This is a genomic window from Streptococcus hongkongensis, assembly GCF_053206145.1.
The window spans coordinates 15645-30972 of record NZ_JBRUGD010000008.1 but is presented as its reverse complement, the minus strand read 5'-3'; the positions used below and the strand labels follow the sequence as shown (position 1 = coordinate 30972).

At 34.2% G+C, this 15328-nt stretch carries 13 protein-coding genes; 3 read left to right on the top strand and 10 right to left on the bottom strand.

Features of this window, described 5'->3' with window-relative positions:
- Positions 1-40: 40 nt before the first annotated feature.
- From ACVRZD_RS06160 to ACVRZD_RS06115, 10 genes are all read right to left on the bottom strand, one after another.
- The gene (locus ACVRZD_RS06160) at positions 41-3130 is read right to left on the bottom strand and encodes a pilus expression-regulating Snf2 family helicase (protein ID WP_037625485.1); all 3090 of its coding nucleotides are present in this window, start codon (positions 3128-3130) and stop codon (positions 41-43) included.
- A 300-nt stretch (positions 3131-3430) separates the two neighbouring features.
- Positions 3431-4741: a ribosome biogenesis GTPase Der gene (gene der, locus ACVRZD_RS06155; protein ID WP_447450361.1), complete on the bottom strand. Its 1311-nt coding sequence runs from the start codon at positions 4739-4741 to the stop codon at positions 3431-3433.
- A gap of 42 nt (positions 4742-4783) precedes the next feature.
- Positions 4784-5686, bottom strand: coding sequence for a primosomal protein DnaI (gene dnaI, locus ACVRZD_RS06150; RefSeq protein WP_037625487.1), 903 nt, complete (start codon positions 5684-5686; stop codon positions 4784-4786).
- The gene (locus tag ACVRZD_RS06145) at positions 5687-6871 is read right to left on the bottom strand and encodes a DnaD domain protein (protein ID WP_037625489.1); all 1185 of its coding nucleotides are present in this window, start codon (positions 6869-6871) and stop codon (positions 5687-5689) included. It abuts the gene before it with no gap.
- Positions 6855-7349 carry a transcriptional regulator NrdR gene (gene nrdR, locus ACVRZD_RS06140; protein ID WP_037625491.1) on the bottom strand — a complete coding sequence of 165 codons (495 nt, stop codon included), beginning with the start codon at positions 7347-7349 and terminating at the stop codon, positions 6855-6857. The genes ACVRZD_RS06145 and nrdR overlap by 17 nt, the downstream gene beginning before the upstream one ends.
- 285 nt (positions 7350-7634) lie before the next feature.
- The gene (locus ACVRZD_RS06135; RefSeq protein ID WP_447450360.1) at positions 7635-9125 is read right to left on the bottom strand and encodes a HAMP domain-containing sensor histidine kinase; all 1491 of its coding nucleotides are present in this window, start codon (positions 9123-9125) and stop codon (positions 7635-7637) included.
- A gap of 7 nt (positions 9126-9132) precedes the next feature.
- Positions 9133-9819 carry a two-component system response regulator CovR/CsrR gene (gene covR / locus ACVRZD_RS06130; protein WP_037625494.1) on the bottom strand — a complete coding sequence of 229 codons (687 nt, stop codon included), beginning with the start codon at positions 9817-9819 and terminating at the stop codon, positions 9133-9135.
- A gap of 255 nt (positions 9820-10074) precedes the next feature.
- Positions 10075-10608 (bottom strand): YceD family protein, encoded by a 534-nt coding sequence (locus ACVRZD_RS06125; RefSeq protein ID WP_037625496.1) that lies wholly within the window; start codon positions 10606-10608, stop codon positions 10075-10077.
- 128 nt (positions 10609-10736) lie between these two features.
- Positions 10737-11633, bottom strand: a complete 897-nt coding sequence (htpX, locus tag ACVRZD_RS06120; RefSeq protein WP_037625498.1) for a zinc metalloprotease HtpX — start codon at positions 11631-11633, stop codon at positions 10737-10739.
- Positions 11634-11663: 30 nt separating this feature from the next.
- Positions 11664-12221 (bottom strand): LemA family protein, encoded by a 558-nt coding sequence (locus ACVRZD_RS06115; protein ID WP_037625501.1) that lies wholly within the window; start codon positions 12219-12221, stop codon positions 11664-11666.
- A gap of 144 nt (positions 12222-12365) precedes the next feature.
- Between ACVRZD_RS06115 and rsmG the strand changes: the two genes are divergently transcribed.
- From rsmG to ktrA, 3 genes are all read left to right on the top strand, one after another.
- Positions 12366-13079 (top strand): 16S rRNA (guanine(527)-N(7))-methyltransferase RsmG, encoded by a 714-nt coding sequence (gene rsmG, locus ACVRZD_RS06110; protein WP_037625504.1) that lies wholly within the window; start codon positions 12366-12368, stop codon positions 13077-13079.
- Positions 13080-13164: 85 nt separating this feature from the next.
- The gene (locus ACVRZD_RS06105; RefSeq protein WP_447450359.1) at positions 13165-14541 is read left to right on the top strand and encodes a TrkH family potassium uptake protein; all 1377 of its coding nucleotides are present in this window, start codon (positions 13165-13167) and stop codon (positions 14539-14541) included.
- Between the two features lie 9 nt (positions 14542-14550).
- Complete coding sequence (gene ktrA / locus ACVRZD_RS06100) at positions 14551-15225, top strand: potassium uptake transporter gating subunit KtrA (RefSeq protein WP_037625506.1); 675 nt, start codon at positions 14551-14553, stop codon at positions 15223-15225.
- Positions 15226-15328 lie beyond the last annotated feature (103 nt).

The following is a 15328-nucleotide window of genomic DNA, read 5'->3' as shown; positions in this document are numbered from 1 at the left end:
CCCCTAGCTTAGGCAGCTTTTATGATAAAAACTGTCTTTATTAACTTTCAAGCCCTAGAATTTCCTTGATTTCCTCGATAGACATGCTTGCTCTACTTTCATTACCATCAAGAACCGTCGTAACTAAATTACGCTTACTTTCTTGCATTTCAAGAATTTTCTCCTCAATTGTTCCTCTTGTAATCAAACGGAAGACTTCGACATTCTCTTTTTGTCCAATCCGATGCGCACGACTAATGGCTTGCATTTCAACTGCAGGATTCCACCAAAGGTCAATCAAAACAACGGTATCCGCCCCTGTTAGATTTAAGCCAACCCCACCTGCTTTTAAAGAAATGAGAAAGACATCTTTGGAACCATTATTAAAGGCCCTTGTCATTTCCTGTCTATCATTTGCTGGGGTAGAGCCAGTAATTTTGTAATGTGTCAACCCAAGAAGTTCCATCTCTTTTTCTGCAATTTCTAACATTCCTCGGAATTGTGAAAAAACTAAAGCGCGATGTCCATTTTCCTTGATTTGCACTAAAAGGGTTCGTAAACTATCTAATTTTCCACTATCACCGTCATAATCCATAAATAAACTTGGCGTATCACATATCTGCCGTAATCTAGTAATTCCAGATAAAATTTCTATTTTCCGGCGATTAATATCGGCATCACTAGAATACCTAATTGTATCCTGCATTTGACGTAATTGAGCCAAATAAATCGCCTTTTGCTTATCAGACATCTCATTTTGATAATTCATTTCAATCAACTCTGGTAATTCTGGCAGAACATCGTCTTTTCGACGCCTCATTACAAATGGCTTAATATATCTCGAAACTTGCTTGGCATCCATTTTTAAGAAATCTTTCTTATTTGGAAGAAGACCAGGTAAAACAATTTGAAAGATGGACCATATTTCTAGAAGCTTGTTTTCAATTGGTGTACCAGATAAGGCGAAGCAATTGCTAACATTAAATTCCCGTAAGCTTTGGGCAATTTTAGTCTGTGAGTTCTTTATAACCTGAGCTTCATCTAGAATCAAGTAATCATAGTTATAATTTTTATAGGTTGTAAAATCCTGCCTAAACGAAGAGTAAGAAGTAATCGTGACCTGATGTTCCTCTGAAATAAGTTGATCCCGCGTTTGTTTTAAGCCATACGAGACAGCAACATCTGAACCAGGGAGAAATTTGTCAAATTCATCTAACCAGTTATAGAGTAAACTGGACGGAGATAAAATGAGCACTTTCTTGCCAGCTACCAATTGGCTACTCAAAAAAGCAATGGTTTGCAATGTTTTTCCCAACCCCATATCATCAGCTAGAATCCCGCCAAAGCCATACTTATCCAACATGGACATCCATTTAATCCCATGATACTGATAATCTCTTACTGAGGCGTTGATCGGTAATTGAGGTAATACAAAGCTCTCAGGGTGCCTTAAATCAGAAATCAATTGTTCTAATTCTTGAGAGAAATGGACGTTATCTTGTCCTTCAAAAAGTTGAGATAATTGAACTGCTGCGATACTATCTAATTGTAAATGACCATTTTCTTTCTGTTTAGCACGTAATTGCAATAAAGATTGACTAATTTTTTGTGTTTGATCATCAAATACAACTAACTTACCACTTTCAGTGACAAAATAAGGACTATTTGTGAATAAAGCCGTAAGGGCGTCATCAATATCATTTTCAAGCACTTGCGAAAAATCAAATGATACATCTAATAAGCCCCCTTGTCTTTCAATGGCAATCTGCGGCGCCTCAGAATACTTCAGCTGATTGACAGCTTCAGAAAGTGTTACCTTCCCTAATTTATTAAAATAAGGAAGTGCCTCTGTAAAGAAATGATATAAATCATGAGCTGATTCAATGTCTTTGGTAGAAGAAAATTGAGGTGCAAAGCCATAGAAACTCAATGCCCTATTAATTTTATCTTCTTTTTTAAAATTACTAGCAAAAGGCAGATGATCAAAGGTCATCTTATCTGATACTTGCAATTCACCATAATCTAAAACGAGTTGAAGGACGAGTTGGTTAGGATTTGCATCAAAATGAAATGTCGCATCAAAATCTCTAATGTCAAAACTTTTTGGTGCCAAAACCGAACCAATTTCTTTAAAATCTAATAAACTTGCTGCTAATTTTGTTTGATCATCCAAATCAAAATAAATGTGCTTTTGTAAATCAGACTCAATCGGTAAACTGCGCAAAGCTGAAATCAGTTTTTGTTGTTTTAAAGTGCAATAATAAAAAGTATCATTATGCAACAAATAAGAATTATCAAAGAGATAAGTTACCGACTTCTCAGTTATTTTAAGTTCAATCGATTTACGGTGAACGTCAACAATAAACTTGAATAATTCTGCATCTGCTTCTAATGGTTTGATAAATACTTTAGTGTATTTTTGGTAAGTTCCTTCAAAAGTGAATTCGTATAAATCTCTTAGTAGAAATAAACCTTCTTCAAAGAAACCACTTGGTAAATGAAGGTGTCGGGCATGATTGGGAAAAACAAAACTATGGTCACTTTTATCAGAGTTAGGTGCCAGTCGCCATAAAAATGAGATTAAATCTTGGCTAGCTTGATCGAATTTTAAAAGTGATAGTTGCTCATAATAGTTTTTTCCAATTTGATAAAACCCTTCTTTTTTGATTAAGTTAATGAATCCTCTGATATCTCTGATAACATAAGTCCGATCATCAGGAAGACGATTGATCTTTAAACTCCACCAAAATTCTGAAGAATAAGGACTGCGACTACCAGTTGCTGATAGCCTGTAAACAGTTGTATCATCCTCATTCATTTTTAAATTATCTAAGAAAAGACTTCCAAAAGAGGTCATTTTTTTTGTTTCTTCTTTTGATTCAGATTGGCTGGTAAATTGTTGGGAAATCAGTTTGCCATTATGATCATTTTTAAAAAAATATTCCAAAGCTGCGATATGTTGACAGTATTTTTTTCGCGCAAAAAAATCACATTGACAAGTAATTGCATCATCATCAACCCCATAAGTTACTTTCTGGGAGTCAACGCGTGCCTCAATGTGGCTCTTTTCTTCTTTAACGATTGTCACTAAGCCTTGATCATATAAGGCTATCCCTTGATTTCTAATCCTTCCCGGAATTAATCTCGCCATAGTTACCCCACCTCTGTCATTATCCCTTAATTATATCAAAATTCCACTCATAATTCCTCAATAATCTGTCTAAAAGAAAAAATTTATGAGTTGCATTAATTGCTCATTTTGAAATTTCTTCAACTAAAAGAAGCCAAGAACAAAATAGTCTTAGCTTTTTTTATATAATACTATGGACGATACCAAATGGGTTAGCGGGCAAAATACATTGCTGAATCACTTTCTACAACCCTACTTAATTTTACAGAGGTAGGATGACAGAATCATAATGCTTGGTAGTTACTAATTTTGTCCTACTCACTATTTTCGTTTACGGGCAATTAAATGAATTGGTGTACCTTCAAATGTAAAGGCAGCACGAATTTGATTTTCTAAGAATCTCAAATATGAAAAATGCATTAATTCTTCTTCATTGACAAAGACAACAAAAGTAGGTGGTTTAACCGAAACTTGTGTTGCATAGAAAATCTTAAGTCGTTTACCTTTATCTGTTGGTGTTGGATTAATAGCAATTGCATCCATAATAACATCATTAAGCACAGCTGAAGGAATACGGCGACTTTGACTATTACTGATTCGTTTAATCATTTCTGGTAATTTATTCAATCTTTGTCCTGTTTCTGCTGAAACAAAGATAATTGGTGCGTAGGATAAAAATTGGAATTGATCTCTAATATCGGCTTCCCACTTGGAAACAGTATGATTGTCTTTTTCAAGGGTATCCCATTTATTAACAACAATAATCATCCCCTTTCCAGCTTCGTGAGCGAAACCAGCTATTCGTTTGTCGTACTCACGGATACCTTCTTCGGCATTTATTACCATTAATACGACATCAGAGCGATCAATGGCGCGCATAGCGCGCATAACTGAATACTTTTCAGTGTTTTCATAAACTTTACCTGATTTACGCATACCTGCTGTATCAATCATGGTAAATTCTTGACCATCTTCATCTCTAAATGCGGTATCGATAGCATCACGGGTAGTCCCCGCAACTGGGCTAGCAATAACACGGTCTTCACCAAGAATAGCATTGATCAGACTTGATTTGCCAACATTTGGGCGCCCTATCAAACTAAAACGAATAACATCATCATTTTCTTCTGCAACTTCGATTGGCAGATTTTCAACAATAGCGTCAAGGACGTCACCAGTACCAATACCATGGACTGAAGAAACGGGGAATGGATCGCCTAATCCCAATGCGTAGAAATCATAAATATCATTACGCATTTCTGGATTATCAACTTTATTAACAGCTAGAATGACAGGTTTATTTGTACGGTACAGAATTCTTGAAACGTACTCATCTGCATCTGTCACTCCCTCTTTACCAGAAACGACAAAGACAATAACATCAGCTTCATCCATAGCAATTTGAGCTTGATGCTTAATTTGTTCCATGAATGGGGCATCGACATCATCAATACCACCTGTATCAATAAGTGAAAATTTTCTATTTAACCACTCACCTGTGGTATAAATTCGGTCACGCGTAACACCCTCTACGTCTTCGACGATAGAAATGCGTTCCCCTGCAATTCGGTTAAATAATGTGGACTTGCCAACATTCGGACGTCCAACTATGGCAACTGTAGGTAAAACCATGATTCTCCTTCTTTTTTGTCACTCTTATGACAATTTTCTTCTCTAACGACGATTCGCACCCTCTAAGTGCAACTCTTTAGCCAAATAACGGACACGTTCCATGACACGTTTAGCTTGCCAAGTTTCATCATTACCTTTGATATTTGCCCACTTCCTCTCCAAATCATTAAAACTATAATTGGAAGTAAAGAATGTCGGTAAATCTTCTAACATACGATATTGTAAGATAACTTGTAAAATCTCATCACGTACCCAAGAGGTTGCCTGTTCTGCACCAATATCATCTAAGATCAGAACTGGTACTGATTTTACAGCATCAATTTCTTCTTTAACAGAACCTGTTGAGATAGCATTTTTAACATCAATTGTGAAACTAGGAAAATGAAGCAAGGTTGTAGAAATCCCTTTTTGCTCTGACAATTCTCTAGCCATAGCGGCCATCAAATAGGACTTCCCAATTCCCATATCACCAAATAAGTAAAGCCCTTTTTGTTCAGGAGATGGGTAACTTTCTACAAAATCCAGTAATTCAGATAAAGCCTTCATTCGACTAGCATTATCAATATCAAAATCAGACATACGAATATGGCGATAGGATTTTGGTAAATTGACTAAATTGATGCGGTCAGAAATTGCGGCCTTCTTCTTAGCATCAATCAATGCTTTAGTCTCTTTGTATGAGACGTCAGCATAACCTTCATTCATTACCAAAATAGGTGAGTACCCTTTGGCGATATATGATGGATCAGCTGTTTTGAATTTAGCACGTTCAACTAAAAATTGATTAAACTTTGACAAACTCAAATTAATTTCTTCTTGACTCAGTTGATGACTAGCAATAAACTCAGCAACTTCTGGATCAGCTAAAATCACCTGGATTAGCTCATTTGCATTATTTCGCCCAAGATGGCCTTTTTTATCGATTGTTTGACCAATTTTTTCCATCTAGTCACCACCTTTTCTGAGATTTTCCAAACGCTCCAAAGCTTCTTTTTTGAAATGATTGAGTTGTTCCATTTCTTCTTGCGTCGTTGATTCTTGATAGTCTGGATTGCTCCACTCAGGAACATTAGATTTCTTTGCTTTGTCCTTGCTTGTTCCTTGTTGCTTACGTTCTTCAAAACTACGCATCTTCAACACAGCCTCATCGGCGCTAGCGATTTTCTGATAAGAAAAATCATTAGCAATCTTTAAAATATAATTTTTTTGTAGATTTGCTGAATTCGTTTTATTGAAAGTATAAAGCACCATAACATTAATGACTTCGTCCAAAAAATTCATTTCTGCCAATTGCAACAAAAGATTTCTCTCATCTTTAGTAACTGTTGCACGACGGGCTTTTTTTATTTTTTCTAAAAATTGCAGAGCGGTATCATTTTTCGCTGCCTTAATAATTACTTTTTCTGCTTCCGTAAAACTACCCTCAGATACTGCCACAGTAGGCTGTGATTGTTTTAAATGCATACGACTGGGTGAAATTTTACCATTTATAGCTGTCGCCTTTGCGACTTGATAAGCATCAAACCAACTTAAACTGTATTGTTCCGAAAAACTATAGAGATCGATGATAGCTTCCTTTTCATTACTAAATTGCAAGCCATCTCTAATCATTAATCGTTTGAAACTATCTAAATCAAATTGACCCTGTCGTCTTTTATGCGATTGGGAGTGACTTTGACCTGTTACATCCGAAGAAAAGACATCGGAAAATTTTTTTGAAATGTTTTGAGCATGCTTAGGAATTTCAGGAATCATTTCTGAAACAGCTAAATCTCCAATTTTTTGCTCCAATAAACGTCTATAAACAGGACTTTGTAAAAACTCTTCTCTATCTAATGCAGCCTGTAATTTAATGACATAACTTTCTGGTAATTGATAAAATGTCACTAAATCCATTGCTGTTAAAACAACCAATGCCTCTTCTAAGCGTGTCATTCCAAATTGCAGATGGTTCAATACTTCTGAAAATTTGTGAGAGCGTTTAGCATCATCAAAGAATTGAACAAAGTACTGATATAAGATCACAGCATCATTTCCAATTATGGGACCATAGACAGCTGTTAGACTATCGGAATTGTATAAAATTTTATTACTTTTGACATAATAAAATTCATCAATGGGTTTCATCATTCACTCTACTTTTCTTTTTTCCTCGAACGCGTGTTGTAATTTGCTGAAGTAATTCTTCAATTTCATCAACATCTTTAAAGCTCTTATAAACACTGGCAAACCGAACATAAGTAATTTCATCAAGTTCAGCTAATTCTTCCATCACTAAATTGCCAATAGCTGCGCTAGAGACTTCATTTTCATAATCAGCTCTCACTTTTTGTTCAATTCTTGAGATAAGATTTTCAATATCCGTACTAGAAACTGGTCGTTTCTGGGCACTCTGAACGACACCGTTTAAAAGTTTATCCCGTGAAAATTGCTCTCTAGTACCATCTTTTTTGATAACTAACAATGGGAGTTCTTCTAGACGTTCAAATGTCGTAAATCGTGTATGACATTTTTCACATTCTCTTCGACGTCTAATAGTATTACCATCTTCGGCCTGTCTACTATCAACAACACTTGATTTATTATAATTACATTTTGGACAACGCACGCAAACACCCCAATTCTATCAAATTAATTTAGTACTCTATTCTATCATATTTTGCAACTAAAAAAAAGGATATTCATCCTCGATTACTAGCCCTCTCATCTTTATCTAAAAAACAAGTCTGGGAAAACTGTTCTCAGACTCTAGTTTTTATATGACGCAGTGGTTGAGTGGGCTCTAATACGTTGAAAATCAACTGTTACAGCCCTACTCATCTTTGCGTAGGTGGGACGACAAAATCAAATTTCTACGGAATTACTGATTTTTGTACCACTCTCATTTCAATAATTAAAATGGATCCACAATAGGCAAATATAAAACGAAAGTTGACCCTTGATTTAGTTGACTTTTCACTTCCATATTTAGATTATAACCTTCCACAATTTGATGTAAGATGGATAAGCCAATCCCAAGTCCAGCCTGTGTACTCGTTCTATTACGAGATTTATCAGATCTGTAAAAACGTTCAAAAATATGTTCAATATCTTCTTGCGAAATACCTTCACCTTTATCACTTACTGTTACAATAGCCTGATTAGCACTATAAAATTTTAAATCGATTGTGATTTCTTTTTCATATTGAGAATATTTAATAGCGTTATCAATCAAAATCATTAAGGCTTGTTCAAAGTGATTCTTATAGATTCTAGCTTCAATATCCAAGTTCGGATTTATCCAATTAAAAGTAAAGTCTTCTCTAAGAACTTTGAAATTGCCAATAACAGTTTCAATTGAACTTTCCAGATTAGTCGTATCATCTTGGTGGCTATCAAAACTACCTTGAACCCTTATCATGTCCAACATATCATTAATCATAATCGCCATCCGATCAGCTTCATGAGCAGTAGCATTCAGACTTTTTTCTAAAATCTCACTATCATCTTTACCCCATCGTTGCAATAAGCCAATATGCCCCTTAATAATCGCCACTGGAGTTCTAAGTTCATGACTAACATCACTTATAAAACGAGATTGTAAATTAGTATAATTTTCAACCTTATCTAACATGGTATCAAAAATGGTAGAAAGTTCTTCGATTTCATCTCCCGATTTTATTTTTGAGCGTAGAGCTAAATTATTAGGATTTTCAGAAATAGTCCGCATGACATCATGCAGATTTTGCAATGGTTCTAGAAATCGTCTTGTTGAAAAATAAATAATGAAATAAGCAAGACTTGTTCCAAATAATTCAACAAAAAGTAACCAGATTAATAACCTTGCTCGAATGACAAAATAGTCTTCTAAATCTTGGTAGATTTGGACATAACCAAGGAATTTTCCAGTTTTTTTAGAGTATACCCTTTGAATAATCGAAAACCCTCGGTACTGACCTTTCGCTTGGTCATCAAAAACTCTATTAATCGGTCCCTTTAGAGGACTAGCAGTCTCTTCCCCATCTGTCGTAAAAATCATCCGTTTATTTGTATTATAAATATAAATTTCTTGATTTGAGTCTAAGATATTTGTTAAATCTCTTCGACTACGGACTAAATTTTTACCACTATAACTATCTTTTTTTAGATTTTCTTTGCTATTTTGATATAAAACTTCCGATAAATTTTCAACTGAAAAATTAGAGTCCACCTGTGACAGACGAACTCTAACAATATTAACAGTTTGATTGACAGACTGCTTTTCTTTTTTCAATAAAAAATAATTTGTTGAATAGTATGCAATCAAAGTAAAGGCAGAAAAAATGCAGAAAAATAGTACAAAGAATAAATTTGATAAACTTTTGGGTAATGATTTTTTATACTGTCCTGATTCCTGATTTTTCATATGCATCTTATTTCTCGCGAATTACATAGCCCATTCCACGAACTGTTTGGATGTATGATTCTCTTCCTGGCATATCAATTTTCCCACGAAGATAACGAATATAAACATCAACAACATTAGTCTCAACAGCTTCATCGTATTTCCAAACATTTGATAATAACTCTTCACGTGTCATTACACGGTTCATATTTGTCATCAAAATGTTTAACAAATCATACTCACGTTTAGTAAGTGAAATTTCTTCATCTCCACGATTAACTGAACGATTTTGAGGATTTAAAACTAAATCACGGTAAACTCCTTGGTTTGGAGTTTTCTTCTCAGTTTCAATATCTTGGCGACGGAAAATTGCACGAATTCGAGCCAAGAGTTCTTCAATTGCGAATGGTTTTACGATATAATCATCTGCACCACGGTCAAGACCTGCAACAACATCCATTATAGAATCGCGTGCAGTCATCATCATAATATAAGTCGTTTTTTCTGTTTGTAAACGACGAGTAACTTCAAATCCATCCATTTCAGGAAGCATTAAATCAAGCAAGATTAAATCAAAGTCTTTTTCTAATGCAGTTTCAAGTCCTTCTCTTCCATTTACCTCAACACTTACTTCATAACCTTCGTGTTGTAATTCAAGAGAAACAAACCTAGCTAGATTTTTTTCATCTTCAACAATTAATATTTTCTTAGTCATTTATACCAATCCCTAATCTTCTAAGTTCTATTAGATTTCGAACATTAAAAGCCTTATTTTTTATTTTTTCGCCTCTACGACATTGCTATTAAATTTCACTTTCTAAAATCCACCAATTGCCTATTAGACCTTGTTTTAAGAGAAATTTAAAGTGAACTACTAGATACTGTATAGAGTATACCAAAGTCAACTCAATATTTCAATAAAAAATTACAAAAATCTTAAAGATTCAGTTTTATTCATAATTGAAGTACACTATTCATCAAACATTCCTTGCAAACTTGCAAATGGATTTGCTTCCTTATTATTTTCTTCTTTAAGTTGTAAATATTGTTCCTCAGTTAAGACTTCCCAATCATCTCCTGCAGGGAATTTTTCTGATAATTTTTCTTCCTCTGTTAATACTTGTAGAGGAATACTTAACAATATATTATCAACAACACTCTCTTCAAGATTGATGAAGGGGTCTGTCAAAATAAGAACGAGATTCTCTTCAACCATTTCTTTTTTTTCGGAAACATGAGATTCTTCAATAAATAATTCTTGAATATGTTGTTTTTCTGTTAAAGTAACTTCCGTCATCGAACGACTTGAAGGGAGAACAATTGTATAATCTAGACTATAATCTAAAATGAATAAACCTTGATCATATAATACTGTTCCTTTGGCATAAACATCATGAATATCAATGATTTCCGGATTTCTGTTTTTAAGGACCGAATCAATTGTCAAAGTAACTTCAAACTGTTTCGGTTCTTGTTTTTTTTTGATTTCTGAAACTGCTAACATTGTTTCTCCTAATAAATATCTAATTATTTTTTACTATTATTTTTTGTAATTGTCAATAAATAGTTCAAGAATTGAAAAATCAAGCTTTTAAACCGCTATTTAAAAATTAAATTTTCCGTCAGGTTATACTACATTTCTTTCAGCCTTTTGATTCTTTCCTCAATTGGTGGGTGAGTACTAAAAAGTGAACTAATTTTTTCTTTATTTCTTGGCTCATTTATGTAAAGGGCTGCACTTGCATCATCGACTGAATTAACCATTGATTGAGAATTGTTTAGTTTCTCCAATGCTTTAATCATTCCTTCTGGATTACGTGTCAACTCTACAGAACTAGCATCTGCAAGAAATTCTCGTTGCCTAGAAATAGCTAATTGAATGATTGAAGCAAGTATCGGAGCAAGAATTAAGGACAAAATAGAGACAACCAGAAGTATAATACCGAGACCATTGTCATTATTTCGGCCATTATTATTTCGACGGCCTCCGCCATACCACATCATTCTTCCTCCAATTGAAGAAATCAAGGTAATGGCAGAAACCAATGCGACAGCAATTGTCGAAATACGGATATCATAATTACGAATATGGCTAACTTCGTGGCCAATTACGCCTTCTAATTCTTCACGACTCATCACTTGTAATAAGCCACTTGTCGCTGCTACAGCAGCATTTTGCGGGCTAGAGCCAGTAGCAAATGCATTTAATGATGGATCATCTATGATATAAACCTTAGGCATAGGAATCTGTGCAACCATTGCCATATCTTCAACAATATGGAAAAAATCTGGTGCTTGGTCAACTGTTATCTCACGCGCATTATTCATACTCATTACTACTGCTGTAGATTGAAAAATCATACTAAAGGCGTAAATAGCACCAATAATTAATGCAATAACTATCCCTAATTGATAATTCGAAAATAAGGAATAACCAGCAGCAGCTCCGATAAGTGTTAATAAGACAAAAAATCCAATAACTAAAATAATCGTACGACGTTTATTTTGAGAAATTTGTTGGTATAACATTAAGCCTCCTTTCTACTTGAGTTACAATTATTAAAATTCAAATGTTATTTTTGGAACTTCCTTTTCAGCTTCAGGTACTTGTAAGAATTCACTAGCTTTAAAGTTGAACAGTTTTCCAACAAGACTACTTGGGAAAGTTTCTAATTTGGTGTTGTAGTTTGAAGTAGTGCTATTAAATAACTGACGAGAATATGAGATTTTATTTTCTGTGTTAGTTAACTCTTCTTGTAATTTAAGAAAATTTTGATTCGCTTTTAAGTCAGGATAATTTTCTGCAACAGCAATCAATTGAGAAACTTGTCTTGTCAACTCATTAGACGCTTGCATTGTTTCAGCTGGTGTTGAAGCTTGATTTACTTTGGCACGCAGATTAGTAATTTTTTCAAATGTTTTTTCTTCGTAACTTGCATAGCCCTTAACAGTCTCAATCAGGTTTGGAATTAAATCATTACGACGTTTCAACTGAACATCAATTTGACTCCAAGCTTCCTTTGTATGCATTCTAGCCTTTACTAAACCATTATAAGTAGTCATTAACCAAAATGCTATAAGACCTACGACAATAAGAATAATTAAAAATGTTGGCATCTGATTTCTCCTTTTTTTCTTTGTTAACATTATAACAACTTTTGTCTTTTTATGATACTAATAGATAATCAAAATCCTGTTCCGATCATTTTTTTATTAACTATTTTATGGTAAAATGGTTAAAATTAGATATTGAGGATAAGCATGACTCCAGAAGAATTTTATAAAGCTCTAAAAAATAATGATATTATCTTGAGTGAGTATCAAAAAAATCAGTTTGAAACCTATTTTGAACTCTTAGTAGAATGGAACCAAAAAATTAATTTAACCGCAATCACAGAAAAAAATGACGTTTATTTAAAACATTTTTATGATTCCATAGCACCCATTTTGCAAGGACATATTAGCAACCAACCTCTCAAACTCCTAGACATTGGGGCGGGAGCTGGCTTCCCAAGTATTCCAATGAAAATTATTTGTCCAGAACTTGATGTCACCATTATTGATTCGCTAAATAAACGGATCAATTTCTTACAGTTGTTAGCTGAAAAACTAGACCTAGATACTGTTCATTTTTATCATGGCAGAGCTGAAGACTTTGGACAAGATAGAAACTTTCGTGCCCACTACGACATAGTTACCGCTAGAGCTGTCGCCCGTATGCAAGTCTTATCTGAACTCACCATTCCCTTTTTAAGAATTAATGGTCGCCTTATCGCCTTGAAAGCACAAGCAGCTGACCAAGAAATAAATGAGGCGAAAAAAGCTTTGTCTACTTTATTTTCTCAAGTTAGTTTAAATCACCATTACTTATTACCGAATGGTGATTCGCGTTATATCACTATTGTAGATAAAAAGAAAGAAACACCAAATAAATATCCCAGAAAAGCTGGTTTACCAAATAAAAAACCATTATAATGATGTAAAAGACAAAAACTGATGATTTCACAAGCAGGATTGTCTTTTTTTTGATACTATAGATTTGATTGGGAAAGGAAAGTTTATGAAATTTACGTATTTTAGATTATGGTCTATCACAAGACGACTTACTTTTAGCTTTGTGATTGTTATTTTAATTGGCAGTGTGCTTTTGTCTATGCCTTTTTCCCATTATCCAAATAGTCCAGAAGTTGGTTACCTTAACCATCTCTTTACTGCTGTTTCAATGGTTTGTGTGACTGGCCTAGCAGTTGTTCCAGTTTCTGAAGCATACAATGGTTTTGGGCAAGTTGTCTCTATTTTGCTGATGCAAATAGGTGGTTTGGGGCTCGTTACTTTAATAGCCATAAGTACCTATGCCCTTAATCGAAAATTAGATTTGGCTGGCAGTAGTTTATTGCAATCTGCCCTGAATCATGAAAATCATCACGGGCTTAAAAATTATCTCTTTTTTGCTTACAAAATAACTTTTTGTATTGAAAGCCTAGCCATGTGTCTAATAGCTACAGATTTTGTACCACGATTTGGTTGGAAAAATGGCCTCTTTAACAGTTTGTTTTTAGCTGTTTCAGCTTTTTGTAACGCTGGTTTTGATAATTTTTCAACAAACAGCCTAAAAGATTTTATTATTAACCCAACTATTAATTTGGTCCTATGTGGCTTAATTATTTCCGGAGGAATTGGATTTACAGTCTGGAAAGATATCTTTGATAATCTTAAAGTATCTATTAGTGATAAACCACGTTACTTTAAATCATTCTTCAGAAAAATGTCGCATCATACGCGTTTGGTTCTACAAACCTCAGCAATTATTCTACTTGTTGGAACACTTATCACATGGTTTCTTGAAAAAGATAATCCCAAAACCTTGGGAAACTATCATTTATTGCAGCAATTAATGATTGCTTTCTTTCAAACGGTCACAATGCGAACGGCTGGTTTTGCAACGATTTCGTACACTGATGCTTTAGCTCCGACTAATTTTCTTTATATGTTTCAAATGATTATTGGCGGTGCACCTGGAGGGACCGCTGGTGGTATTAAAGTAACAACCGCAGCTATTATCTTCTTACTTTTTAAAGCTGAATTCTCAGGTCTTTCAAAAGTAACCTATCAGTTTCGCTCTATTTCAAACAAAACAATTAAACAAACAACTACCGTAGTCATCTTTTTCTTTACAGTGCTGTTTTCGGGATTTCTCTTACTCTTATGGGTAGAGCCAGAAATTGACTCCGTTGCCTTACTTTTTGAAACTGTTTCAGCTATTGGAACAGTTGGGGTATCAATGGATATCACTCCGAAATTGTCACCTATTGGGAAGATAATTGTGATAGTCTTAATGTTCATCGGTCGTGTAGGGCCAATAACTTTCTTATTAAGCTTAATAAAAGGAAACGAAAAGAAAGTTAACTTTGCTGAAGTGAAAATATTAGTCGGATAAGGAGATTTTATGTTTAAGAGAAAAACAGTTGGCGTTTTAGGATTAGGAATATTTGGTAGAACAGTAGCTAGACGTCTAAGTGAATTCGATCAGGATGTCATTGCAATTGATAATGATGAAAAATTGGTTAATCAAGTTTCAGACATTGTGACTAAAGCAGCCATCGGTGATATGACTGATCAAGAATTTTTACTAGCTATTGGTATTGACAATTGTGATACAGTTGTCATAGCTTCTGGTAATAACTTAGAATCGTCTGTATTAGCTATCATGAATTGTAAAAAGTTAGGTGTTCCAATTATCGTAGCCAAAGCAAAAAATAGAATTTTTGAAGAAGTCCTACTAGGAATTGGGGCTACCAAAGTTATTACACCTGAGCGTGATTCTGGTAAGCAACTTGCAGCTAATATTATGAAACATCATATTGAAAGTATTGTGTATTTAGAACACGGTGTCTCAATGGTCAATTTCCATATTCCAAAATCTTGGGTTGGTAAGACACTGACTGAATTGGATGTTCGTCAAAATTTTGATTTAAATATCATTGGTACTCGTCATACTAGTGATAAAAAATTAATTCCAAATATCGATCCCAATCTGCCACTCATAGATGATACAATTATTGTAGCTATCGCCAATGATAATACCATTGAAAAATTTGATTATTTAGGTTATTTAAAGTAAAGCTAAGAAAGACTCTTAGCTTTTTTTATTTTCTAACATTAAAAATAGATTGACGGTAAGAGTAAAGTTAGATATAATGTTTTTTGTCGTCAATTACGATTAC

Coding starts and splice junctions, on each gene's coding strand:
- ACVRZD_RS06105 (WP_447450359.1), top strand. CDS start 13,165: ATGAAATTTACGTATTTTAGATTATGGTCTATCACAAGACGACTTACT.
- der (WP_447450361.1), bottom strand. CDS start 4,741: ATGGTTTTACCTACAGTTGCCATAGTTGGACGTCCGAATGTTGGCAAG.
- ACVRZD_RS06135 (WP_447450360.1), bottom strand. CDS start 9,125: ATGAAAAATCAGGAATCAGGACAGTATAAAAAATCATTACCCAAAAGT.
- ACVRZD_RS06160 (WP_037625485.1), bottom strand. CDS start 3,130: ATGGCGAGATTAATTCCGGGAAGGATTAGAAATCAAGGGATAGCCTTA.
- ACVRZD_RS06125 (WP_037625496.1), bottom strand. CDS start 10,608: ATGTTAGCAGTTTCAGAAATCAAAAAAAAACAAGAACCGAAACAGTTT.
- htpX (WP_037625498.1), bottom strand. CDS start 11,633: ATGTTATACCAACAAATTTCTCAAAATAAACGTCGTACGATTATTTTA.
- covR (WP_037625494.1), bottom strand. CDS start 9,819: ATGACTAAGAAAATATTAATTGTTGAAGATGAAAAAAATCTAGCTAGG.
- ktrA (WP_037625506.1), top strand. CDS start 14,551: ATGTTTAAGAGAAAAACAGTTGGCGTTTTAGGATTAGGAATATTTGGT.
- dnaI (WP_037625487.1), bottom strand. CDS start 5,686: ATGGAAAAAATTGGTCAAACAATCGATAAAAAAGGCCATCTTGGGCGA.
- rsmG (WP_037625504.1), top strand. CDS start 12,366: ATGACTCCAGAAGAATTTTATAAAGCTCTAAAAAATAATGATATTATC.
- ACVRZD_RS06145 (WP_037625489.1), bottom strand. CDS start 6,871: ATGATGAAACCCATTGATGAATTTTATTATGTCAAAAGTAATAAAATT.
- ACVRZD_RS06115 (WP_037625501.1), bottom strand. CDS start 12,221: ATGCCAACATTTTTAATTATTCTTATTGTCGTAGGTCTTATAGCATTT.